Genomic DNA, 22,000 nt, shown 5'->3' with positions numbered 1-22,000 from the left:
GGGAGAAGCACAATGGTTGCACGAAGCATGGGCATGCTGTGCGCGGCGCTGCTGGCCGCGGCGTGCGCGCCGTGGCAGAAGGCCCGGCCAGATGGAAAGGGCAGGCCATTGACCGAAGCCGAGATCAAGGCGGGAGAGTTCACGATCCAGAGCGGGCGGCTCAAGGCCACGCTGATGGTGCCCGACCAGCCGTCGTCCGCCTACGCCGGCCAGCGATTCGAGTGCGGGGGCGTGGTGCTCCAGGTGACGCTCGACGGCAAGCACACGTTCCTGGGCAAGGAGCCGCGCGGCGAACGCCTGGGCGGCGTGGGCCTCATCGAGGAGATAGGCATCGGCGCGGCCGTGAGCTACGAGGACGCCAAGGTGGGCGAACCCTTCCTCAAGCTCGGCGTCGGCCTCCTCAAGCGGCCCGAGCGGCCCGACTACTTCTTTTTCGACCCCTTCGAGGTGGCCGAGCGCTTTCCCTGGCGGGTCACGGTGCGGCCCGATTTGGCCACGTTCGTGCAGGAGGGCAAGCCTTTCAAGGGCACGGCCTACCGCTACGAGAAACACATCGTCCTTGACCCGAAGGAGCCCGTCCTCCGGATCGAACACTACCTGACCAACACGGGCGAGAAGCCGATCGCCAGCGACCAGTACTGCCACGACTTCTTCGCCTTCGACGGCGCGCCGCCCGGCCCCGACTACGTGGTGACGACGAGCTTCCCGCTCACGGTGGACATCGCGCCCAAGCCGCCCATGGCCGTGTCGGGCCGCACCCTCGCTTTCACCGAGATGGTCAAGGCAGGAACCTACGCTCGTTTTCGCGGCGTGGCCGACTCGCGGGGCGAGCACTTCCGCATCCGCAACCAGGCGAACGGCTTGGAGGTGGTGGTGTCGGGCGACTTTCCGGTCTCCACCTTCGCCTACTACGCCGACCCGTTGGCCGCCAGCCCGGAAGCCTACTGCGCCCTCAGCATCAGGCCGGGTGAGACCTTCCGCTGGACCCGCACCTACACATTCAAGTGAGAGGATGTCCGTGCACATCGGCTTTCATGGGCGTCTGGTGGACGAGCCGGAGATTCGCGCCGGCTTCATCGGCTGCGGCTCCCACGCGTTCCGCAACATCTACCCGACGTTTCAGTTCGCCCCCGTGAGCCTGGTGGCGACGTGCGATCTCGACCTCGCGCGGGCCAAGGCCTTCGCGGCCAAGTTCGGCGCCCAAGCCGCCTACGCCGACTACCGGGCCATGCTCGCACGCGAGGAACTGGATGCCGTGTTCATCGTTGTGGGCTACGACGAGCGCGGCAGGCCGCTCTATCCGAAGATCGCGGCGGACTGCCTGAGCGCCGGGCGCCACGTGTGGATGGAGAAGCCGCCAGCGGCAACCTGCGCCGAGATCGAGGCCATCGAGCAGGCCGCCGAGGCGAGCGGCAAAGTGGCGATGGTGGGCCTCAAGAAGATGTTCTTCCCTGCCAACGAGAAGGCGAAGGAACTGATTTCGGCCCCCGGCTTCGGCCGCGTCCAGCTCGCCCTGCTCCAATACCCGCAGTATGTGCCGACGCAGGAAGAACTGATGCGGTACTTCGCCGGCGAGAAAGTGAGCGGCGCCGTCGGCTTTCTCGACCACCTGTGCCATCCTGCTTCGCTGATGGTCTTCCTGCTGGGCATGCCGGCCAGCCTCTACTATGAGCGGAGCGACAATGGCGCCGGCGCCGCCACGTTCCATTTCGCCTCGGGCGCGGTGGCCTTGCTCGCCTTCACCCATGGCTCGTCGCGCGACGGGGGAATGGAGCGCACTACCCTCGTCTCCGATTCAGGCAGTCACGTCGTCGTGGAGAACAACCTGCGCATCCGCCTCCACCGGTCGCCGCCGTACGAGACGGGCACCGGCTACGGCAGCGCGCCGAACTACTACACGGGCGCGCCTGGCCAGGCCACCGCCTCGTGGGAGCCGGAATTCTCCCTCGGCCAGCTCTACAACAAGGGGCTGTTCCTGCTCGGCTACTACGGCGAGGTCAACGAGTTCGCCCGAGCGATCCTCGAAGGACGTCCCCCCGCCAAGGGCACGCTCCGGCAGGCCTGGCAAGTGACGCGCATCTTCGAGGGCTTCGCCGCGGGGCCAGGCAAGCCAATCCCCCTCCAGGAGCGCGAGTCATGAGCAGCAACATCCGAACCGCAGCCGAGGCCGCCGCGCATCGCGTCGAGGAGCGCTGGGGCAGCCTCACGTGGCTCGCAGGGCGGGGAATCGGCAACGCCCAGGGGCTGACGTTGGGCCGTGTGGTGATCCGGAGGGGGATGTCAAACCCCCGCCACAGCCACCCGAACTGCGAGGAAGCGCTCTACCTGCTCAGAGGACGACTTCGCCACACGATGGGCGACGCCCAGGTGGTCCTGGAGCCGGGCGACACCCTCGTGCTCGATGCCGGCGTGCCCCACAACGCCACGAGCATCGGCGAGGAGGACGCCGAGATGGTCGTGGCCTACTCGTCCGGCGACCGCGGCTTCCGCACCGAACCGTGAACGGCGCCGCCCCCAGAACGCTCGGGGCGGGCCCTTCGTGCGAAAGGCCCGCCCCGTTGGCGTGCAGCCTGAGTCGGACGGCTCAAGGCGTGCATTGGCGAGAGGCCGCCAACGAACTCACTTCGTCGCGTCCTCGACCGCCTTCTTCACATCCTCGGCGTCCTTCTTGACTTCCTCGACGCCCTTCTTCACTTCCTCGCCGGCCTTCTTGATGATGCCCTCGATCTTGGACTGCTTCTTCTCTGGGGGAGGCGGGGCGGACTCCTCACCGCACCCCATGGTGCCCAGGGCCATCGAACCGGCGAACACCGCAGCCAGCAACGCTCTCCACATATCAACGTCCCCTAAGAGTTGCCTGCAGTGGCCACAATGCCACCTTGCGTCAATAGCATAGATGATCAGGCGGGCCTTTGTCAAGTGTGGCGCGGCCCCTGAATCGCAACGAGGGCCATGCGTCGGTTGACCTGTCGGCCGGCATTCCCTATGATTGGGCGGCGACGGAGGGGCGGCACAGGAGAACCCGAGACGCATGAGCAGCCTGACGCGACGCGAGTGGATTGGAGCGGGCGGCCTGGGAGCCGCGGCAGTCGTGCTCCCGGCGCGCGCCGCCGAGCCTGCGCCCGCCGCGGGCAAGTGGAGGCTGGGCATCAACACCAGCACCCTGCGCGGCGCCAGCCTGGAAGACAAGATCCGGGCGACGGCCAAGGCGGGCTTCGACTCGATCGAGCTGTGGAGCGGCGATCTGTCGAGGCACGAGAAGGATGGGCGGCCGCTCGAGGACCTGAGGAAGCTGCTGGCAGACCTCGGGCTCGAAGTGCCCAATGTCATCGGCATCTGGAACTCGATGCCGGTGGACGAAGAGGAGAAGACGAAGCGCTACGAGCAGCTCAAGCCGCAGCTTGCCCAGGCGGCGAAGGTCGGGGCGAAGCACATCGCCGCCGTGCCCGGGCCCGACCGGCCGGACCTTGACGTGCGCTGGGCGGCGAAACGCTACCGCGAGTTGCTCGCCCTGGGCAAGGAGTTTGGCATCACGGTGGCCATCGAGTTCCTCGGCCCGATCAAGGGCGTCCACACCCTGGGCCAGGCGGCGGCCATCGCCATCGAGGCCGATAGCCCCGACGCGCGAATCGTGCCTGACTCGTTCCACCTCTACCGCGGCGGCTCGTCCTTTGCAGGCGTGCGCTACCTGGCCGGCGCGATCTACGCCGTGTGGCACATCAACGACGTGCCGAAGGAGCCCGAACAGTTCCAGCTCCGCGACGGCGACCGCATTTTGCCTGGCGACGGCATTCTGCCGCTGCCGCAGTTGCTCCGTGACCTGTGGGCCAGCGGCTTCCGCGGGCCGCTCTCGGTCGAGCTGTTCAACCAGGAACTCTGGAAGAAGGACCCCTTCGAGGTCGCGCGCCTGTGCATGGAGAAGATGAAGGCCCTGATTGCGAAGAGCGGGGTGGGCAATGTATAGGCCCCGATCGTCCTCGTCGTCGTCCTGGGTTCCGCGTGCAAGTATGCACGCCCTACATCTCTGTCTCTTCCTCTTGGCTATGGCGTTCGCCGGCGAGGAGGCGCCCGAGCCGGCCCTCACGCTCGAAGGCCACCTGTCGCTCATCGGCGGCCTGGCCTTCACGCCCGACGGCAGAACGCTCATCAGCGCGGGAAGCTACGTGGATGCCGCGATCTACTTCTGGGACGCACAGTCGGGCGAGCTCAAGCAGTGCCACCGAGGCGAGAAGGGCAGCGTGGCGTGCCTCGCCCTCTCGCCCGACGGCAAGACGCTGGCCGTCGGCGGCGGCGACACCTCGCTGCGGCTGCTCGACGCGGCTTCCGGCAAGGTCATTCGCGACATCGCCGGACATAAGGGCGGCGTGAACGCCGTGGCCTTCTCGCGCGACGGCAAGCTGCTGGCCACGGCCTGCGATGGCGACGAGGCGGTGAAGCTGTGGAACGTGGCCAGCGGCAATGCCCTTCACACGATGACCATTCGCTGGGGCGCGCACTCGGCGGCCTTCTCGCCCGATGGCGCCTTGCTCGCCGGAGGCGGCCGCTTCGGCCGACTCCTGCTGTGGAACGTCACGACGGGCAGCCAAGCCATCAGCCTTCTCAACGGCAAGGGCAAGATCACGGTGGCGTTCTCGCCCGCAGGTGGGATGCTCGCCTCCGGCAGCGACGCGCCCACGGTGCAGCTCTTCGCCACCAAGGGCGGGCGGCTGCTCCGCACGCTGCCCCAATGCGCTCCGAACTCGCCGCTGGCCTTCTCGCCCGACGGCGCGCTCCTCGCCACCGGCGGCCCCGAGGGGGCCGTCAAGCTCTGGAACCCCCAGACGGGGCATCTGGCCGCCACCCTCAGGGCCCACGAGGGCGCCGTCTCCGCCCTCGCCTTCAGCCCCGACGGCAAGACCCTCGCCAGCGGCAGTGAAGACCGCACGATCCACCTCTGGGACGTGAGCAAAGTGGGGAAGTGAGATGAAGAGCAAGATCGTCCTTCTGGGCGGCGGCAGCTTCTACCACGAGCAGGTGATCGGCGAGCTGGCCACGACACCCGACCTCGCAGGCTGTTCCGTGGTGCTTTACGACGTGGACCCCAGGCGAATGGGCGTCGTGCGCCGCGCGGGGCAGCGCATCATCGCCGCGGCCGGGGCGAAGCTCAAGCTCACGGCCACGGCCGACCTGCCGCGCGCGCTCGACGGCGCCGACTTCGCCATCGGCTCCATCGGCGTCCACGGGCCCGGCCAGCGCTGGCACAAGGCCGACGTTGACGCCGTCGCTCGCCTCGGCATCATCCAGACCACCGGCGACAGCGTCGGCCCCTCGGGCATCTCCCAGGGGCTCCGCATCATCCCGATCTACGTGGAAATCGCGCGCCAGATGGCCCGCTACTGCCCTCACGCCTTCCTGCTCAACCACTCGAACCCGATGGCCCCCATTTGCCGCGCGGTGATCAAGGCCACCGGCATCCGCACCATCGGGTACTGCCACAACGTGGCCTATGAGACCCGCTGGTTCGCCAAGGTGCTCGGCCTCCCCGCCGAGGAACTGCACGTCACCGCCGCCGGCCCCAACCACATCCTGTGGCTCCTGGGCATCCGGCACAAGGGGCGGGACGTCTATCCCGAGCTGAAGCGCCGCATCCTGGCCGCGGCGCCGGAGCCGACCCGCACCTTCGCCCGCGAGGTGCTGGCCCTCTTCGGCCTCTACCCCATTGCCGGCGACCGCCACATCGTTGAGTTCTTCCCCCACGCCCGCATCCCCACCAAGCCCGAGGAACTGCCCTACGGCATGCAATGGCGGTCGGACATGATTCGCGAGGGCGCCCTCGCCCGCGAGCTGAGCAAGGAGCCGTCCCAGCTCCAGCTTCGCGCTCGAGGCAAGCTCCCGCCCGCAATCCCGTCCGCCGCCTCGCCCGAGAGCATGGGCGAGCAGATTCGCGCCCTCGCCCTTGGCGTCGAGCGGCTCGACTACGTCAACACCCCCAACCGCGGCGCCGTGACCAACGTGCCCGACTGGGCCGTGTTCGAGTTGAAGGCCGTCATCGGAGCGGGCGGCGCCAGCCCGGTCTTCGTCGGCGAACTGCCCCCGCAGGCCGCCCGCTGGAGCCTCGCACAAGTGTATGCCCACGAATTGCTCGTGGACGCGGCCCTGGAGGGCAGCCGCGAGAAGGCGCTTCAGGCATTGGCCTGCGACCCCATGGTCCTCAACTTCCGCGAGCCCGAGGCCATCCTCGACGCCCTCATCGAAGCCCAGGGCGAGCGCCTGGCTCGCTTCAGGCGCTTGTGACCAAGTCGGTCCGATCCGTCTGATCCGTCTGATCACCGGTCACGGGTGCCGCGTGAGAAGAGGGGATGAGCTGTGAGAGCACTGCGGAAGAGCGTCATCACCCCCCGCCGCCGCGTCGAGAGGGTGCTCCGCCAGGAGGTACCCGACAAGACGCCGCTGACGATGTACCAGAACATGGTGCCCCAGTGCGTCGTCGAGCGACAACTGCGCAACAACGGACTCTGCATCGTCCGCGGCTGCGGCGTGGTCACGACGACGCGGCCCAACGTGACGATCGAAACCCGCCGCTACACGGAAGATGGCAAGGAGCGGGTGCGGACGCTCATCCGCACTCCCGTCGGCGAGCTGACCTCGCTCGCCCAGCCCGCGGGCTTCACCTCCTGGACCCTCGAACGCCTCTTCAAGCGGCCCGAGGACTATAAGCCGCTCCTCTTCATGGTCAACGACCAGCGCCACGAGCCGAACTACGCGGACTTCGCCAAGGCCGACCGCACGCTCGGCGAGGACTTCATCCTCCGCGCCGGCATCGGCCTCACGCCCCTCCACGAAATCATGATCCACTGGATGGGCCACGAGGCGTTCGCCGTCGAGTGGGCCGAGCGGCGCGACGAGGTGCTGCGGCTCTACGACGCGATGGTCGCCCAGCACCGCCGCATCTGGCCTCTCGTCGCCGCCTCGCCCGCCCTCCACGCCAACTACGGCGGCAACGAAGTGCCCGAGGTCATGGGCAAGGAGCGCTTCGAGAAATACGTCGTCCCCCTCTACAACGAGGCCGCCGAGGTCTTCCACAGGCACGGCAAGCTCATCGGCGCGCACCTCGACGGCAACAACCGCCTCTGGGCCGAGGCCGTGGCGGGGTCGGGGCTCGACTACGTCGAGGCATTCACTCCATCGCCCGACACCGACATGAGCGTGGCCGATGCGCTAGCTGCGTGGCCTGGGAAAGTGCTCTGGATCAACTTCCCCTCCTCGCTCCACCTCGCCAGCATCGAGAAGATCGAGTCGGCCACGAGGCAGATCATCCGCGAGGCGGCCCCTGGCAACCGATTGCTCATCGGCATCACCGAAGACATCCCCGAAGGCCGCTGGCAGGCCAACATGCTCGCTATCTCGCGGGTGATTGACAGGCGGGCAGGGGAACGGAGGCGGTAGCGGCCGGCCAGAGAGGAATGGACCATAAGGAATGCGGGAACCCAGGAGGGGACGAGGAGAGCGGCTATGGCGGCGTCGCCAATCGTGACCCATCGTGACTACTTCCTGAAGTACTCCCTGAGTGTGGGAGAGTACGGCGCGATTCTTGTCGCGCTGGCGTTCGGCGGCAAGAAGAGGCCACATGGGAACAAAGGGTTCGATATCGATACACAGGTCAGTGGGCAGCCGGCACGGGTCGAGGTCAAGTCCAAGTTGGCGCGCACTCCAGGAGGCAAAGCGACAGTCGTCAAGTGCAATGCGAACAACTTCGAGGAAGGAGCGATGACGCACCTCGCCGTGGTCCTTGTGGATCCTGAGACCGGTTGGGTGACAGAAGGCTGGTTGCTGACGCGAACGGCAGCTGAACGATTGCGCAGGCTGAGCACAGACTCGAAGTACATCAACGCAAACGAAGTGCGGAGGTCCGCCGACAAGCAGGACATCACAGAGCGGCTCAACGCCTCTGCCGCACGGCGGGTCTAGGGTGGGTACCACGGATGGGCGGCGGGCTGGCGAGACCAGCTTGTGACTGGGAAGCCATCTGCGACGGCGGCAGTCCCCGATCATTCGCCAGGAGCAGCTGCGTCTGGCTGCTCTTCGCCCGACGCCAGAGTCAACCGCGCAAGGGCGCGGACGGCGAGCGCGGTGTCAAGCGCGGGCCGAGCGTCATCGGCACCGGGGGTAACTTCGTCGTCGTACCGCACATCCACAGCGTAGGGCGCCAGTTCCAGGATGGCATCCTCAAGTGGGCGTAGGTTGGGGTAGTGCGGCTTCGCCAGCGCGAGCAGCTCGCCGAGGTCGTGCCTTCGGGGATACTCGATGTCCTTGACCGCCAGCAATGCCTTCAGACATTTCTCCACGGCCTGCTGCGCGTGGAAGCAGATGGTATCGTAGGCGTCTCCCGTGGGCAGGGTGGCCTTCGCGGCGACCAGATCGTGATCGGCCTTGGCGAGAAGGCCGAGGGCGTGCTCACGCGGGCCTTTCATAGAGCACCCTCCCTTCCCGCAGGGCCGTGGTGATGAAGTGGGAGCGGACGGCCCGCCATTCGTCAATCTCGTCGGGCGTCCACCACACGACGTCCTTCGGCACGCCGAGGCCGGCGAGGACGCGGTACAGGGGCACGGTGCGCTTCCAGCGCGGAAGCGGCGACGGCGCGACGACCAGGATGTCCAGATCGCTGTCCGGCCCTTCATCGCCCCGCGCACGGCTGCCGAACAGGATCACGCGGTCCGGGTCAATCGTCCGCCGGATTCGCGCGACCACCTCACGCAGCAGTTGCTCGGGCTGATGCATCAGGATCTCCTCGGCCCAACTCTCAGACCAACATCATCATATTCCCTGGGCGCGCGGCAGTCAAGGACACATGCCCTCGCTTTGCTTGGGGGGCCTGTTTTCACTATCATCATGCGGTTGGGCTCACGCGGAGGGCATCGGCACTGAAGGGAACCGCAGCTTGCCCGACGAGATCAAGATTGACCTCCACGAGGTGGCCCGCGACGGGGCAGCCATCGAGCGGGAACTGCACGATGCCTTCGACGAGGCGCAGCGCCTTCGCGTGAAGTGCCTCCAGATCGTCCACGGCAAGGGGACAGGGCAGCTCAAGCGCCGCGTGGACCGCTTTCTCAAGGAGCCGCAGGTGAAAGCCGTCACCCGCAACATTGACCACGACTCGAAGAACTGGGGGCGCCTGTTCATCTACTTCCGCTGGCCAGAGAGGAACAACCGATGAGGTGGTTTCTGCCGCTTCTCCTGCTGGGCATCGGGGCAATGGCATGCGGCGGGGAGACGCCCTCGCTTCGGGCGACGTGGGAAGTGCCCGCCCGGTGTGAGCCCTTTGGCGAGCCGCGCATCAAGGACCTGAAGGAGGAACTCCGGGCCACAGGCTACCGCCTGGTCATCGCCATGCACCCGGAGAAGCCGCCCGACCCCAAGGGGGCCTATCCGCCGCGCGACCTGTACATCATCAATGCCGACGGTTCCGGCCTCCAGCAGCTCACCGACACGCCCGACCAGGACGAGCGCACGCCCCGCACCTCGCCCGATGGCTCGATGTTCACCTACAACTATGGCGACTTCGTGGTGGACGCCAAGACCCTCAAGACCCGCCGCCTCGACGGCTTCTACGTGTGGACGCCAGACAGCAAGCGCACCGTGGCCTGCGAGAAGCGCGGCGTCGTTTACAAAGACGTGGCAACAGGCGAGGCGACCGAGCCGATCAAGGTCGAGCGCCGCGTAAGCGTGGTGGACCTCTCGCCCGACGGCAAGTGGTTCGTCTTCGAGATACGGGACTACCTGGGCTGCAAGTACACGATTGACATCATGCCCTCGGAGGGCGGCGCCATCCGCAAGCTGCCCAACCATCCCGAGAAGGCGGGCGAGTGTCACCCCGCCTTCTCGCCTGATGGCAAGTGGATGTGCTGGAACGCAGGCAACTCGTTGGCCGTGCGCAAGTTCGACCCCTCGCTGCCGGAAGCGACCGATGGCAAGATCGTGACGCTTCCGCCCGAGGCGATGGGCCAGGACCCGTGCGGCCGCTGGTCCCACTGCGGGCGCTACATTGCCTACGTGAAGATTCCGCCCAAGGGCAGTTGGCGCGTCCACAGCCCCCTCTGCATCGTCCGCGTGGCCGACGGCGCCACGCTCACCCTCAGCCCACCAGGCTGGGTCGGCCACCACTGGGACTACGATTGGCTGCCGCCGGCGGAGAAGTGACCGTGGCACCCCCCCCTCGTCATTGCGAACTTGTCGAGCAACCGATCAAGGGCTTGACGCATCGCGAAGGAACCGCTGGCATGGCACAGCAGGCCCCTGAAAGGTCGTTCGATAGGCTCACGATGACAACTTCCGGAGCTCTCGCCGCTTTGCTTGCCGTTGCTCTTATCCTCGCCTCTTGCGGCGAGAAACGCGCGTCCCCACCCGCGAAATCATCCGGCATCGCGACGACCAAGGGCGGTGTGCGACTGACCCTCCTTCCCGCCGGCACCTTCACCATGGGCAGCCAGAGGAACGACGAGGGAGATGAGCCGGCACATCAAGTCACGCTCAACGCCTTCTACATGGACATTCATGAAGTGACCCAGGCCGAATACGAGCGGCTGATGGGCAAGAACCCGTCGCTGTGGAAAGACCCGAGGAACCCCGTCGAACAGATTCGTTGGCGCCAGGCCGCCGCCTACTGCAACGCACGCTCCCGCGAGGAAGGGCTTCGGCCCGCCTACGACGAGAAGACGTGGGGCTGCGATTTCGAGGCGGACGGCTATCGCCTCCCCACCGAGGCCGAGTGGGAGTACGCCTGCCGCGCAGGAACGACGACAGCCTGGTTCTTCGGCAGCGGCCCCGGCAAGCTCGGCGACTACGCCTGGTTCCGCGACAACTGCATGCGCACCCCGCAAGCCGTCGGCCAGAAGCTCCCCAACCCCTGGGGCCTCTACGACCTCTACGGCAACGTGTGGGAGTGGTGCCACGACTACTACGCCGAGGACTACTACAAGGCAAGCCCCGAGCGCGACCCCCGCGGCCCCGAGAAGGGCGACACCCGCGTCATTCGCGGCGGGGCGTGGAGTTCCAAGGCCACCCAGTGCCGCTCCGCCTACCGCGACCAGGAGTATCCCGAGTTCACCGACGTCTGCTTCGCCGCCGACCGCAACGGCCTCATTGGCTTCCGCTGCGTTCGGCCCGCTCCGCCGGCTCAGAAGTGAGAGGAGACGTGCATGAACGTGAACAAGAAGGACTTCGTGGTGGAGGACACCAGCGCGGCGCGGCTCCAGGCCACGCCCGAAGGCGTCAAGGCATTTGTGGATGCCAAATTCGGCCTCTCCGTGCACTGGGGCCTCTACGCCCTCAACGGCCGCGGCGAGTGGGTCTACTACTCCGAGCGCATCCCGCTCGCCACCTACCGCGAGCGGCTGGGCCAGTTCAACCCCGAACGCTTCTGCGCCGAGGAGTGGGCCGACCTGATGCTCGAGGCGGGGCAGAAGTTCCTCCTCATCACCTCGAAGCACCACGACGGCTTCTGCCTGTGGGACACGCCCTCGACCGACTGGAAGATCACCCGCACGCCGTTCCGCCGCGACCCGCTAGCCGAGCTGGCCGTGGCCCTGCGCGACCGTGGCCTGGCGTTGCACTTCTACTACTCGATCCTCGACTGGACGCATCCCGCCTACCGTAACGACTGGCCGGCCTACGTGGCCTACTATCAGGGACACATCCGCGAGCTCTGCACCCGCTTCGGAAAGATCGGCGGCATTCTTTTCGACGGCTACTGGCCCCGCTGCGAGTTCGAGACGCCTGACGAGCAGCTCTACTTCCCCGCCCGCGGGCCCTGGGACCTTGCGGGCACCTACGACCTCATCCACTCGCTCCAGCCCGACGCCGTGGTGGTCAACAACACCCACGTCCTCCCCCTCAAGGGCGAAGACTACCAGGTGTGGGAGCTGGACATGCCGGGCGAGAACACCATCGGCTTCAACACCACCGAGATCGGCGACAAGCCGAAGGCCGTGTGGTGGAACCTCAACGGCGGCTGGGCCTACAACCCCCGCGCCCACGCCGTCAAGGACCCCGCCGACATCGTGGCGAAGCTGAAGGAGGCCAATCGGCGCGGCGCCACCTTCATGCTCAACGTCGGGCCGCGCCCTTGGGGCGACATCCATCCTGAGGAGCAGGCGGCGCTCCGCTGCATCGGGCAGTTGCTGCGCAAGGAGGGCGCGAAGTGAGGATCACGGCCTGGCTTGCCTCGTCGCTCCAGCGCCTCTTTCCCTTGAGCGCGCCGGGCCGAGGGCGGGCGCTCGTGCTGCCTGCGGCACGTGGCGAGAAGGCGGCGTTCCAGGTCGGCGTGCGGGTGGAAGGACATGACCCAGTCGAGGTCGCGGTGCGCACCGCCGCAGCCGATGGCCTGGCCGTGCAGGTGCGGCGCGTGGGCTGCGTGCCTGTGCCGCATCACAATACGGCGACGCCGGTTGAGGAACTGGACGGCGTCGGCCGCATCCCCGGCTATGTGCCCGACCCGCTCTTCCCCGAGTCGGCTGCGCGGGTCGCGCCCGGCGAGGTGGCCGCCTTCTGGCTCACCGTCACGGTGCTCAAGGAAGCGAGGCCAGGGCCGCACGGCATCGAGGTCGAGGTCTTCGCCGCCGGCAAGCCGCAGCGGCCGCTGAAGGCCACGGTCATCGTCTCGGAGGTGGTTCTGGCGAAACGCAGAGGCTTCCACGCGCTGCACTGGTTCTATACCGATGCGCTCTGCGATTGGTACAAGGTGGAGCCATTCTCCCACGCCTTCTGGCCGGTCTGCGAAGCCTACCTGCGCAACTACGCCGAGCATGGCCTCGACACGATCTACGTGCCCGCCTTCACCCCGCCGCTCGACGGGGTGAAGCGGCCGACGCAGCTCCTGGGGGTGAGGCAGAGCAAGAAGAACGCGGGACGGGGACGTGCCGCCCACGATGAATACAGATTCGACTGGCGCCTCGTGCGGCGCTGGATCGGGCTGGCGAAGAAGTGCGGCATCACGCACTTCGAGTGGACGCATCTCTTCACCCAATGGGGCGTCAAGCACGCCATCCGCATCTACGAGCGCCACGACGGCGGCAGGCTCCTCTGGCCGCCCGAGACCGGTGCCACGTCGCCCACCTACCGCACCTTCCTCGCCCAGTTCCTCCCCGCCCTGGAGCGTTTCCTGCGCGAGGAGAAGCTGCTCAATCGCTCCTTCTTCCACATCTCAGACGAGCCGCACGGCGACGAGCACCTGGCCAACTACCGCGCCGCCCGCGCGATGGTGCGCGAACTCGCCCCCTGGATGAAGACGATGGACGCTCTGTCCGACATCCGTTTCGGCCGCGAGGGACTGGTGGACACCCCCGTGCCCAGCATCTCGACCACGCGCCAGTTCGTCGAGGAGGGCATCCCGTGCTGGACGTATTTCTGCTGCGGCCCGCGGGGCAAGTTCCTCAACCGCCTGCTCGACACGCCGCTCGCCAAGGCCCGCATGGCCGGCTGGCTCTTCTACCGCTTCGGCGTCGGCGGATTCCTCCATTGGGGCTACAACTACTGGTACAAGAGCCAGACGCAGCAACTGATTGACCCGTTCACCGTCACCGACGGCCTGGCGTGGCCGGGCTGGGCCTATGGCGACACGTTCCAGGTCTACCCCGGCCCCGGCGGGCCGCTCGATTCGATCCGCTGGGAGAGTCGCTTCAGGACTACGCGCTCCTCCAGACCCTCGGCGTGCCCCGCAACGGCGCGCTGCTGGCGCCGCTGAAGGATTTCGATGACTTCCCGAAGGACGGGCGCTGGCTCCAGGCCGCGCGCCGAAAGCTGCTGAGGACGTGACTGCGCATGAAAAGGGATGGATGGAGGATTGGATGAATGGAGGGGTGACTGGCAGCCCTCCAATCCTCCAACCCTCCGTTCATCCTCCTCGCGATCAGGGTACCCGTCTCGATCCAACCAAGGCTGTTTCAGGGACGGAGCAACCAATGACGCTGGCGGATACCGCTCTCGCCGCGGCGCGGGCTGCGGGCGACATCCAGAAGCGCCTCTGGGGCACGCTGCTCCACGTGGACCAGGCGACGCGCAACGACGTGAAGCTCGAGGCCGACCGCTTGTGCGAGCAGGCCATCGTGGAGATCATCCGCCGCGACTGGCCCCACCACGCCATCCTCACCGAGGAGGCGGGCGCTCTCGGCGACGACGGTGACTGCCAGTGGATCATTGATCCCCTCGACGGCACGGTGAGCTTCTTCTACGGCATGCCGTACTTCTGCACCTCCGTCGCCTGCTACCGCCGGCCGACGGGCCAGGCGGCGACATTCCCCCGTGGCCTCGAGTCGCTCGGCGAGCCGCTGGTCGGGGTGGTCTACGCGCCGCCGACCGACGAGCTGTTCGTCGCCGAGGCGGGCCGGGGCGCCACCCTCAACGGCAAAGCCATTCGGCCTAGCACGGTCACGACGCTCGAAGAGTCCATGATCGGCACGGGCTTTGGCGCGCGGCCGGGCGCGGTGGCTCACTTCGTGGAGCAGATCGGCCGCCTCGCGCCCCGCGTCCGCAAGGTGCGGGCGATGGGCTCGGCCGCCTACGACCTGTGCAACGTCGCCTGCGGCCGCTTCACGGGCTTCTACGAGCAACGCCTCCGCAGTTGGGACATTGCGGCGGCAGCCGTGATCCTCCGCGAGGCCGGCGCCGTGCTCGACGCCATCGAGACCTCCGAGGCCGAGTGGAACACCCTCGCCGCCGCCCCGGGCATCTACGAGGAACTCCGCGACCTGGTGAGAAGGCCATGAGTCTCCCCGAGGGGCGCATCCTGATGCTTCACAAGCCCAAGGGCGTCGTGGTGACGCGGCGCGACGAGCGCGGGCGGAAGACCGTGTACGACGTGTTGCCCGACTGGGCGCTGGCCGGCGGCTGGGTGCCGGTCGGCCGGCTGGACCAGGACAGCACGGGGCTGCTGCTCCTTGTGAAGGAGGGCGAACTGGTCGAACGCCTCACGCGGCCAGGCGCCTGCCCGAAGACCTATGAGGTGTGGGTCCGCGGGCGCGTCACCGCGGAGCACCTGGAGGCAATCCGCAGAGGCATCCCGTCGCCAGTAGGACTGCTCACGGCCATCCGCGTCGAAACGCTCGGCGGCGCGGGGCCGAAGTCGCGCCTCCGCGTGACCCTCGACGAGGGCAGGAACCGCCACATCCGCCGCCTGTTCGGCGCGCTGCGCGACCCGAAGTTCGGCACGCCCCTGAAAGTGGTAGAATTGAAGCGCACGCAGATGGGCCCCCTGGCCCTCGATGTGCCGTCGGGAAGCTGGCGCTTCCTGAGCGAGAGCGAGGCCACAGCGCTGCTTGGAGGACGGAAATGAGCCACGTGACGGCGAACTACGACCCCCAGGAACTCGATCGGACGATGGTGCACGTGCCCGCCGGCAAGGTGCTCTTCGGCCTCACGCCCGAGGAGAAGGCGGCCCAGGCACGGGCCGCGGGAGTCCACCCCGACATGCTGCACTTCCACGCCGACCGCCGCGAGCTGGAGGTGCCCGCCTTCTGGATGGATAAGCACCCAGTCACCCGCGGCCAGTTCCTGCGCTTCATGCAGGCGACGGGCTACAGCATCCTCTACAACGGCTGGCTCGTGGGCTGGGCCGAGTTGACGGGGTGGCATCACTTCGCCCCCGAGAACCTCGCCCTGCCGATGGTGGGCGTGAACTCGGAGGATGCCGCCGCCTACGCCGCCTGGCTCGGGAAGCGGCTGCCCACCGAGGCGGAGTGGGAGCGGGCCTGGCGCGGCGACGACGGCCGCCTGTGGCCCTGGGGCAGCGAGTGGCGCGACGGCCTGTGCTTCCGCAACTCGGGCAACGTGAGCCTGGCCGTGGCGATCCCCGTGGGCGCGTATCCCGACACAGGGCCGTTCGGGCTCGGCAGCTACGGCCTTGTCGGTGAGTGGGTCAAGGTCGTCTTCCCGCAAACCAACAGGGCGGGCACCGCCGCCGACCCGTCGCCCGCCGTCCTCGCCGGTGGCGCCTTCTGCCACCGCCAGCCCTACTCGTTCCTCCCCTCGAACCGCCTGTCGTGGTCGAGCCAGATGCGCATCTACGACAGCGGCTTCCGCTGTGTGGCCGACAGGCCGCCCGCCGACCTTGTGGCGGCGCCCGCCTATCGCGTCGAACGCTTCGAACCGCCCAAGCCCGTCGCCATCCGCCAAGACCTCTACCTCAAGGCTCCCATCCGCCTCGTGCCCTACCAGTGCAGCACCTTCGCCATCTACGTGCCCTGGTTCCCCGAGAGCCTGTGGGTGCTCGACTGCCCCGAAGGCGATTGGGACGAGTTCGGCGGGGCCAACTCGTGGCCGAGCCGCCCCAAGGCCGACTGGCTTGTGCCCTGGAAGGCCGAAGCCGACGGCACGCGGATCAGCTATCTTCGCGAGCACGCAGGCAAGAGGGTCTTCTTCGAGGCCTGGGCCGAGGGCCACGCGGTGCGCTGGCGCTTCGACCTGGAGGGCGTGGCCCCCGTGCGGGCCGGCTCGTTCTGCCTCAAGACCCTCAGCCCCTTCTTCTCGAGCCAGGAGCGTTACACCCAGGTGCGCATCGAGGGCGACAAGGTGACGCGCTGCTGCGAGCGCCCGCTGGCCCCCGAGCCCTCGGCCAGCCTCTTCTGGAGCCTGGGCGAGGTGCCGCCTCCCGCCCGTGCAGCCTGCCTCTCCTACGACGGCCGCGGCCGCATGCTCTTCCCCGAGGGCGACCTGGTGTTCTCCGGCAACGGCTGGCCGCACTGCACCCACGTGACGCCCGGCGGCTGGGGCACCGGCGAGCGGCGCAGCGACCTCATCGAGAAGTCAGGCGGGGGGAGCGTGGCGTTCTGTGTGAGGCGTGAAGACGGGGCTTGACCCCCGCGCTGCGATGCTCTACACTGATGCTAGCAGCCTGTCCAAGAATCCGCGTGGGACTGCGACGCCCGCGATTCTAGCCGCAGGCTCCTAGTGGCACGAGTGGCGCCGGAGGATATCCTGATGATTGACCGGATCACGGCGGACCCAGCGGTCTGCGGCGGGCAGGCATGCATCCACGGAACCCGCGTGCCCGTGTACGTCATCCTCGACTTCCTGGCCGCGGGGAACACCGTGGAGGAGATCCTCGAGGAATACCCCCAATTGACCCGTGAGGACGTCCTGGCTGCCATCGAGTACGCGGCGATGCTGGCCCGCGAGGAGTTCGAGCCCGTCGGGACCCACTGAGCATGCGCCTCCTGGTGGACAAGAACCTCCCGCGGTCCTTCGTGCACCGCCTGCGTCAGGCGGGCCACGATGCCCTTGACCTGCGCGAAATCGGCCGCACAGGCGCCTCCGACGCCGAGGTTCTTGCCCTGGCAAACCGGGATGCTCGCGTGGTGCTGTCCGGCAATCACAGGCACTTCGCCAATGTCCTTCTCTTTCCCCCGGCGAAGTCGCAGGGCATTGTCGTCGTCCGTATGCCCAAGTGCACCATCCAGGCCGTGATGGCCCGCGTTGAGAGCGTTCTAGCGACCCTGGGCGAGGCCCACATCCGTGGGTCTCTGATCATAGTGGACCCCACCCGCGTCCGACGCCGAAGGTAACTATGGGCAGAATCGTGGCATTCATTCTGGGGAGCGGAGCGGCTTGGGCGCGCGAAGGCCCGCCTCGTTGGGCGAGGCGGGCCTTCGGATGCACTGAGCGGTATCAGGGCCGGACCGTCGCTCAGCCCTTCATGGCCTCGTTGCGCTTCGAGAGGATTTCGAACGGCAGGCCGCGGATCTTGGCGGCATTGACGGCCCACCGCTGGTCGAAACCGCGGCTCTTGATCGAGCGGATCTCGGGGCTGAAGAGCGAGGTCTTGGACTCGCGGCCCGTGATGACGATGTTGCCCTTGTAGAGGTCCACCTTGAACGAGCCGTTCACCGGCTTCTGCGACTGGGCGATGAAGGCATCGAGGTCGGCCTTCAGCGGGTGATACCACTCGCCGTGGTAAGTCATATACGCCCACTTCGCGTCAATCATCTTCTTGAACTGAATCTCCTCCTTGGGCAGGCACTGCTGCTCGAGGTCGCGGTGGAGCTTGAGAATCACGTGGGCCGCGGGGGCCTCGTAGATCTCGCGGCTCTTGAGGTCCATGATCCCGTCCTCGAACATGTCAATGTAGCCCACGCCGTTGCGGCCGGCGATGACGTTGAGCTGCGCGATGAGCTCGTCGAGCGGCGTCTCCTTGCCATTGAGCTCGACCGGGATGCCCTCGACGTAGCGGAGGGTGACCGTCTCGCCCTTGTCGCTGGCCTTGCGCGGCGGCACGAGCCATTGCCAGATGTCGTCGGGCAGCTCCTGGTTGAGGTCAATGGCCCCGCTGGCGATGGAGCGGCACCACATGGTTTTGTCGTCGCCGCCGGTGAGCTGCTCCTTGACGGGCACGCCCCACTCGGCGCAGATGGCCTCTTCCTCCTTGCGCGTGAGGTCGAAGTCGCGCACGAAGGCGAGCACCTCCATGTGCGGGGCGAAGAGCTTGAAGGTGTTGTGCATGCGGTACTGGTCGTTGCCCTTGCCGGTGGAGCCTTCGAGCACGGCGTCGCAGCCGCGCTTGGCGCCCTCCACGGCCGCGATGCGGGCCACGAGCTGGCGTGTCATCGAGGTCGAGACCGGGTAGCCATTATAGTCCGAGTTCGCTCGGATGGCCTTGGTGAGCCATTCGTTGGTGAACTCGTCCTTGGCGTCCACCAGGATCATGTCCTTCTCGAAGTTCAGCAGCTTGGCCTTGCGGCGGGCCTCGGCGATCTCGTCTGCGCCCTGGCCCACATCCACGCAGATGGCCACGATGCTCTCGGCCTTGTACTTGCGGCGGAGCATCTCGATGCCCAGCGTGGAGTCCAGCCCGCCCGAGTAGGCGACCGCCACCTTCTTGACCTTGGGCACCGGCGCGTCTTCGACTTTCTTCAGGATGGCCTTGATGTCCATTGCAACGCTCTCCGTAGGAATCCAGAGGAATCACGAACCCATCAGGCCGTCAAGCGCTCGCCTCAGTCGGTCTCGCCGCTGCGCGACGAACTCCCTGACGTGCTCGATCCCGGCGTCGGCAACCTCGAGCCGCAGATTCGCCGGGCCTCCGATATGCGAACGCAGAGCGATGCTGGCCCTGGGGTCGGCCGCGCCCAACTGGTCTAGCGAGGCCGCCACCTGGCGGTAGGCGTCGCGGAAGGGAACCCCCTCGACCACCAGGCGCAGCGCCTCATCGGTCGCGAACACCTCGGGCGCGGCCGTGAACGCCGACACGAGCCGCTCTTCGCAAACCTCGAGCTTCTGGAATGTTACATCCATCACTCGCACGCAGGCGATGGTGAGGGCCACGCCCCGGAAGAAGGGGCGTTTGGTCTCCTGAAAGTCGCGGTTATAGCCGGACGGCAGGCCCTTGAGCGTATTAAGTATCTGGTCATTGCAGGCCAGTATAGTGCTCGCCTTGGCTCGCACCAGCTCCATCCCGCATGGGTTGCGTTTCTGCGGCATGATGCTGCTGCCCGTGCATAGCTCCTTGGGAATCACGAAGTAGCCGAATTCCGGGAGGCTGAAGTTGATGAGATCCTGGGCCACGCGGCTCAGGTCAATGGCGATCTGGACGCAGGCGCCGAGGATGACGGACTCGATCTTGCCGCGGCTGTTATTGGCGTAAAGCACGTTATTTTGGACACTTGCGAAGCCGAGAAGGTCGCTGGTCAACTGCCGGTCTATGGGCATCGGCACGCCATAGCTTGCGGCGGAGCCCAGGGGGCATTGGTCGGCCACCTCGTAGGCAGCCTCGAGGAGGCGCAGGTCGTCGAGCAGCGATTCGAGCCACGCCGCCGCCCACAATCCAACGCTGGACGGCATTGCCACTTGCGTGTGGGTGCGGCCGATCATGGGCACGCGCTGATGCTTCTCGGCGAAGCCGCGCAGCGTGGCGGCCAGGCCCAGGCCGGCGTCGAACAGCTCGTGCATCTTGGCCTTGGCGTAGAGGCGCAGAGCGGCGATCACCTGGTCGTTGCGCGAGCGGCAGGTGTGGACCTTCTTGCCCAGATCGCCGAGGCGGGCGACGAGGCGGTTCTCGATGGCCGTGTGGCAATCCTCGTCGGCTGGCTCCACCGTGAAGGCGCCCGAGCGGCTGTCGGCGGCGATGGCGGCGAGCTCGGCGGCCAGCGCGTCGGCCTCGGCGCCGGTGAGGATGCCGATCTTGGCGAGCATGCGGGCGTGGGCGATCGAGGCGGCGCAATCGGCCTCGACCAGTTCGCGGTCCAGGAGATAGTCGTCGCCCGTCGTGAAGGCTTCGAGCTCCTGATTGACCGCGTAGCCCTTATCCCACAGCTTGGCCATCGAGGGTTTCCCCATTTGCAGTTTGGCGGCAGACACGTCGTCTGCCGCCACATTGGTACGCCTGGCAGGATTCGAACCTGCGACTTCTAGCTCCGGAGGCTAGCGCTCTGATCCACTGAGCTACAGGCGCCTGCTCGTCCGCTCAGCCAAGATAGTACCAGAAGCCGCTATTCAAATCAAGACCCGAGTTTCGCCCAGGCGCCACCGGTCTGGATATTGGCCTGACTCGGGGTCCGGCGACGCGAGATGAGAGCGTCCACCAGGGAAACGGGGGGGCGCCTCGGGGGCCGTCCTCGCCACGAGGGCATCCAGGTCCCGCCCGCTCCTCCCCTGCATCTCCTCTGGGGGAGCAAGAGGGATGCAAACGGGCAGGAACGGCGCGGAACGCCCCGGACCGCCCACGCGCCATACTTGCTCAAACCAGAGGGGGAGGAAATTGAGCAAGTATGGGCGGAAAGGCCGTAGAGCCGCCCGGATCGCCAAAGCGCCATACTTGCTCATCTCTCGGCGGGGGGAGAACTGAGCAAATATGGCGGCGCCGTGTCTGGTTTCCAAGACAATGCGGGCGAGGGGACGGCAGGCGCCAGGCTTGACGCCTGTGCTTGGTCAACCGAGGCTTCTTGACACTCGCGTCCTGGCGGGCTATCCTCACGTGAGCGCGCACCGCCCCGCCTCTCAGGAGCCGCCCGATGCAGCCCCGCGACTTCGTCCTCGAGCAGATCGACCACCGCGAGACCCGCCCTGTTCCGTTCACCCTCGGCTTCGAGGGCGACGTGGCCGAGCGCGTGGATCGGCATTACGGCAGCCCCGACTGGCGCCAGCGGCTCACGCCCTACATCGTTAGCGTCGCGGCCGTGGAGACGGACATTCGCACGCCCCTCGACGACGGCCACCACCGTGACGGCTACGGCGGCGTCTGGCGCACCGACCGCCGCCCCTGGCACCTCGAGCGCCCGCCCCTCGCGCGGCCCTCCTTCGACGGCTATGAGTTCCCCAGGCCCGAGGTGTTCCTCCGCCCCGAGTGGAAGGCGACGGCTCTGCGCACCTGTGAGGAACGCCGCGAGAGCTTCCTCATCGGCAGCCTCGGCTGGGGCCTCTTCGAACGAAGCTGGAACCTGCGCGGCTTCGAGAATGCCCTGATGGATGCGGCGACCGAGCCCGACTTCTACGCCGAGATGCTCGATCGGCTGGCCGACCTCTACCTGGCCTTCGTGCGCTACACGGCCGACCTGCCCGTGGACGCGATCATGTTCGGCGACGACTGGGGCGACCAGCGCGGCGTGATCCTCGGCCCCGAGCGCTGGCGGCGCTTCCTCAAGCCCCGGTGGGCCAGGCTCTACCAGGCCGTGCACGACGCCGGCAAGCTCGTCATCACCCACTCGTGCGGCTCCATCGAGGCCATCCTGCCCGACATCATCGAGATCGGCCTCGACGTGCTGGAGAGCGTGCAGCCCGAGGCCGCAGGGATGAACCCCTACGGCCTCAAGAAGCGGTGGGGCGACCAGCTCACCTTCTGGGGCGGCCTGGGCAGCCAAAGCACCATCCCGTTCGGCACGCCCGCGGCGATTCGCGCCGAGGTGCGGCGCCTGTGCCGCGAGATGGGCCGCGGCGGCGGCTACATCCTTGCCCCCGCCAAGGGCCTCCAGCCCGAAACGCCCACCGAGAACGCCGTGGCCGTGATCGAGGCGTTCACGAACCAGGATGCATGACCCGTGAC

24 protein-coding genes and 1 tRNA gene are annotated in these 22,000 nt (G+C 67.3%); 19 read left to right on the top strand and 6 right to left on the bottom strand.

The annotated features are described in order from the left end of the window. Nucleotides 1-12: 12 nt before the first annotated feature. Genes PLE19_06205 through PLE19_06195 form a run of 3 tightly spaced genes read left to right on the top strand, consistent with a single transcriptional unit; the run spans nucleotide 13 to nucleotide 2,502 of the window. On the top strand, nucleotides 13-1,008 hold the full coding sequence (locus PLE19_06205; GenBank protein HPD14521.1) for a hypothetical protein: 996 nt from the start codon (nucleotides 13-15) through the stop codon (nucleotides 1,006-1,008). 4 nt (nucleotides 1,009-1,012) lie between these two features. Next, nucleotides 1,013-2,140: a Gfo/Idh/MocA family oxidoreductase gene (locus PLE19_06200; GenBank protein HPD14520.1), complete on the top strand. Its 1,128-nt coding sequence runs from the start codon at nucleotides 1,013-1,015 to the stop codon at nucleotides 2,138-2,140. Beyond that, nucleotides 2,137-2,502: a cupin domain-containing protein gene (locus tag PLE19_06195; protein HPD14519.1), complete on the top strand. Its 366-nt coding sequence runs from the start codon at nucleotides 2,137-2,139 to the stop codon at nucleotides 2,500-2,502. Before PLE19_06200 ends, PLE19_06195 begins: the two co-directional genes overlap by 4 nt. Nucleotides 2,503-2,619: 117 nt before the next feature. On the opposite strand, the gene PLE19_06190 is transcribed toward PLE19_06195, so the two are convergent. Then, the gene (locus PLE19_06190) at nucleotides 2,620-2,835 is read right to left on the bottom strand and encodes a hypothetical protein (protein ID HPD14518.1); all 216 of its coding nucleotides are present in this window, start codon (nucleotides 2,833-2,835) and stop codon (nucleotides 2,620-2,622) included. Between the two features lie 196 nt (nucleotides 2,836-3,031). Between PLE19_06190 and PLE19_06185 the strand changes: the two genes are divergently transcribed. The 5 genes from PLE19_06185 to PLE19_06165 all read left to right on the top strand — a co-directional run bounded on the left by PLE19_06185 (nucleotide 3,032) and on the right by PLE19_06165 (nucleotide 7,947). Then, entirely contained in the window at nucleotides 3,032-3,964 is a 933-nt protein-coding gene (locus PLE19_06185) for a sugar phosphate isomerase/epimerase (protein HPD14517.1), read from the top strand. Nucleotides 3,965-4,043: 79 nt separating this feature from the next. Further along, a complete protein-coding gene (locus tag PLE19_06180; protein ID HPD14516.1) occupies nucleotides 4,044-4,961 on the top strand; it encodes a WD40 repeat domain-containing protein in 918 nt (305 codons plus the stop codon). Between the two features lies 1 nt (nucleotide 4,962). Next, on the top strand, nucleotides 4,963-6,273 hold the full coding sequence (locus tag PLE19_06175; GenBank protein HPD14515.1) for a hypothetical protein: 1,311 nt from the start codon (nucleotides 4,963-4,965) through the stop codon (nucleotides 6,271-6,273). A 72-nt stretch (nucleotides 6,274-6,345) separates the two neighbouring features. Beyond that, complete coding sequence (locus tag PLE19_06170; protein ID HPD14514.1) at nucleotides 6,346-7,425, top strand: hypothetical protein; 1,080 nt, start codon at nucleotides 6,346-6,348, stop codon at nucleotides 7,423-7,425. Nucleotides 7,426-7,491: 66 nt separating this feature from the next. Next, nucleotides 7,492-7,947 (top strand): hypothetical protein, encoded by a 456-nt coding sequence (locus tag PLE19_06165; protein HPD14513.1) that lies wholly within the window; start codon nucleotides 7,492-7,494, stop codon nucleotides 7,945-7,947. Between the two features lie 80 nt (nucleotides 7,948-8,027). Here the strand turns inward: PLE19_06165 and PLE19_06160 are convergent, their stop codons facing one another. Both PLE19_06160 and PLE19_06155 read right to left on the bottom strand, forming a co-directional pair. Further along, nucleotides 8,028-8,450, bottom strand: a complete 423-nt coding sequence (locus PLE19_06160; GenBank protein ID HPD14512.1) for a HEPN domain-containing protein — start codon at nucleotides 8,448-8,450, stop codon at nucleotides 8,028-8,030. Next, on the bottom strand, nucleotides 8,434-8,757 hold the full coding sequence (locus tag PLE19_06155) for a nucleotidyltransferase domain-containing protein (protein ID HPD14511.1): 324 nt from the start codon (nucleotides 8,755-8,757) through the stop codon (nucleotides 8,434-8,436). The genes PLE19_06160 and PLE19_06155 overlap by 17 nt, the downstream gene beginning before the upstream one ends. Before the next feature lie 160 nt (nucleotides 8,758-8,917). Here PLE19_06155 and PLE19_06150 point away from each other — a divergent pair, with 160 nt between their 5' ends. The 10 genes from PLE19_06150 (at nucleotide 8,918) to PLE19_06105 (ending at nucleotide 17,531) form a co-directional block, all read left to right on the top strand. Further along, a complete protein-coding gene (locus PLE19_06150) occupies nucleotides 8,918-9,193 on the top strand; it encodes a Smr/MutS family protein (protein ID HPD14510.1) in 276 nt (91 codons plus the stop codon). Continuing rightward, nucleotides 9,190-10,176: a hypothetical protein gene (locus PLE19_06145; protein HPD14509.1), complete on the top strand. Its 987-nt coding sequence runs from the start codon at nucleotides 9,190-9,192 to the stop codon at nucleotides 10,174-10,176. Before PLE19_06150 ends, PLE19_06145 begins: the two co-directional genes overlap by 4 nt. Before the next feature lie 242 nt (nucleotides 10,177-10,418). Further along, the gene (locus PLE19_06140) at nucleotides 10,419-11,162 is read left to right on the top strand and encodes a formylglycine-generating enzyme family protein (protein ID HPD14508.1); all 744 of its coding nucleotides are present in this window, start codon (nucleotides 10,419-10,421) and stop codon (nucleotides 11,160-11,162) included. A 12-nt stretch (nucleotides 11,163-11,174) separates the two neighbouring features. Continuing rightward, the gene (locus tag PLE19_06135; protein ID HPD14507.1) at nucleotides 11,175-12,179 is read left to right on the top strand and encodes an alpha-L-fucosidase; all 1,005 of its coding nucleotides are present in this window, start codon (nucleotides 11,175-11,177) and stop codon (nucleotides 12,177-12,179) included. Beyond that, nucleotides 12,176-13,717 carry a DUF4091 domain-containing protein gene (locus PLE19_06130; protein ID HPD14506.1) on the top strand — a complete coding sequence of 514 codons (1,542 nt, stop codon included), beginning with the start codon at nucleotides 12,176-12,178 and terminating at the stop codon, nucleotides 13,715-13,717. Before PLE19_06135 ends, PLE19_06130 begins: the two co-directional genes overlap by 4 nt. Nucleotides 13,718-13,934: 217 nt before the next feature. Then, on the top strand, nucleotides 13,935-14,738 hold the full coding sequence (locus PLE19_06125) for an inositol monophosphatase family protein (protein ID HPD14505.1): 804 nt from the start codon (nucleotides 13,935-13,937) through the stop codon (nucleotides 14,736-14,738). Next, on the top strand, nucleotides 14,735-15,304 hold the full coding sequence (locus tag PLE19_06120) for a pseudouridine synthase (GenBank protein HPD14504.1): 570 nt from the start codon (nucleotides 14,735-14,737) through the stop codon (nucleotides 15,302-15,304). The genes PLE19_06125 and PLE19_06120 overlap by 4 nt, the downstream gene beginning before the upstream one ends. Then, nucleotides 15,301-16,824 (top strand): SUMF1/EgtB/PvdO family nonheme iron enzyme, encoded by a 1,524-nt coding sequence (locus PLE19_06115; protein ID HPD14503.1) that lies wholly within the window; start codon nucleotides 15,301-15,303, stop codon nucleotides 16,822-16,824. Before PLE19_06120 ends, PLE19_06115 begins: the two co-directional genes overlap by 4 nt. 123 nt (nucleotides 16,825-16,947) lie before the next feature. Next, entirely contained in the window at nucleotides 16,948-17,172 is a 225-nt protein-coding gene (locus PLE19_06110) for a DUF433 domain-containing protein (GenBank protein HPD14502.1), read from the top strand. Nucleotides 17,173-17,174: 2 nt separating this feature from the next. After that, complete coding sequence (locus PLE19_06105) at nucleotides 17,175-17,531, top strand: DUF5615 family PIN-like protein (GenBank protein HPD14501.1); 357 nt, start codon at nucleotides 17,175-17,177, stop codon at nucleotides 17,529-17,531. Nucleotides 17,532-17,652: 121 nt separating this feature from the next. On the opposite strand, the gene PLE19_06100 is transcribed toward PLE19_06105, so the two are convergent. The 3 genes from PLE19_06100 to PLE19_06090 all read right to left on the bottom strand — a co-directional run bounded on the left by PLE19_06100 (nucleotide 17,653) and on the right by PLE19_06090 (nucleotide 20,413). Continuing rightward, on the bottom strand, nucleotides 17,653-18,897 hold the full coding sequence (locus PLE19_06100) for an argininosuccinate synthase (protein ID HPD14500.1): 1,245 nt from the start codon (nucleotides 18,895-18,897) through the stop codon (nucleotides 17,653-17,655). Between the two features lie 30 nt (nucleotides 18,898-18,927). Continuing rightward, nucleotides 18,928-20,283: an argininosuccinate lyase gene (gene argH, locus PLE19_06095; GenBank protein ID HPD14499.1), complete on the bottom strand. Its 1,356-nt coding sequence runs from the start codon at nucleotides 20,281-20,283 to the stop codon at nucleotides 18,928-18,930. Nucleotides 20,284-20,336: 53 nt separating this feature from the next. Beyond that, a tRNA-Arg gene (locus tag PLE19_06090) sits at nucleotides 20,337-20,413 on the bottom strand. A 559-nt stretch (nucleotides 20,414-20,972) separates the two neighbouring features. On the opposite strand from PLE19_06090, the gene PLE19_06085 reads away from it, so the two are divergent. After that, on the top strand, nucleotides 20,973-21,992 hold the full coding sequence (locus tag PLE19_06085) for a uroporphyrinogen decarboxylase family protein (protein ID HPD14498.1): 1,020 nt from the start codon (nucleotides 20,973-20,975) through the stop codon (nucleotides 21,990-21,992). The last annotated feature ends 8 nt before the right edge of the window (nucleotides 21,993-22,000 follow it).

The sequence above is a fragment of the Planctomycetota bacterium genome, from assembly GCA_035384565.1.
In the GTDB taxonomy this organism is placed as follows: domain Bacteria; phylum Planctomycetota; class PUPC01; order DSUN01; family DSUN01; genus DAOOIT01.
This window is presented reverse-complemented; position numbering and strand designations above follow the sequence as displayed.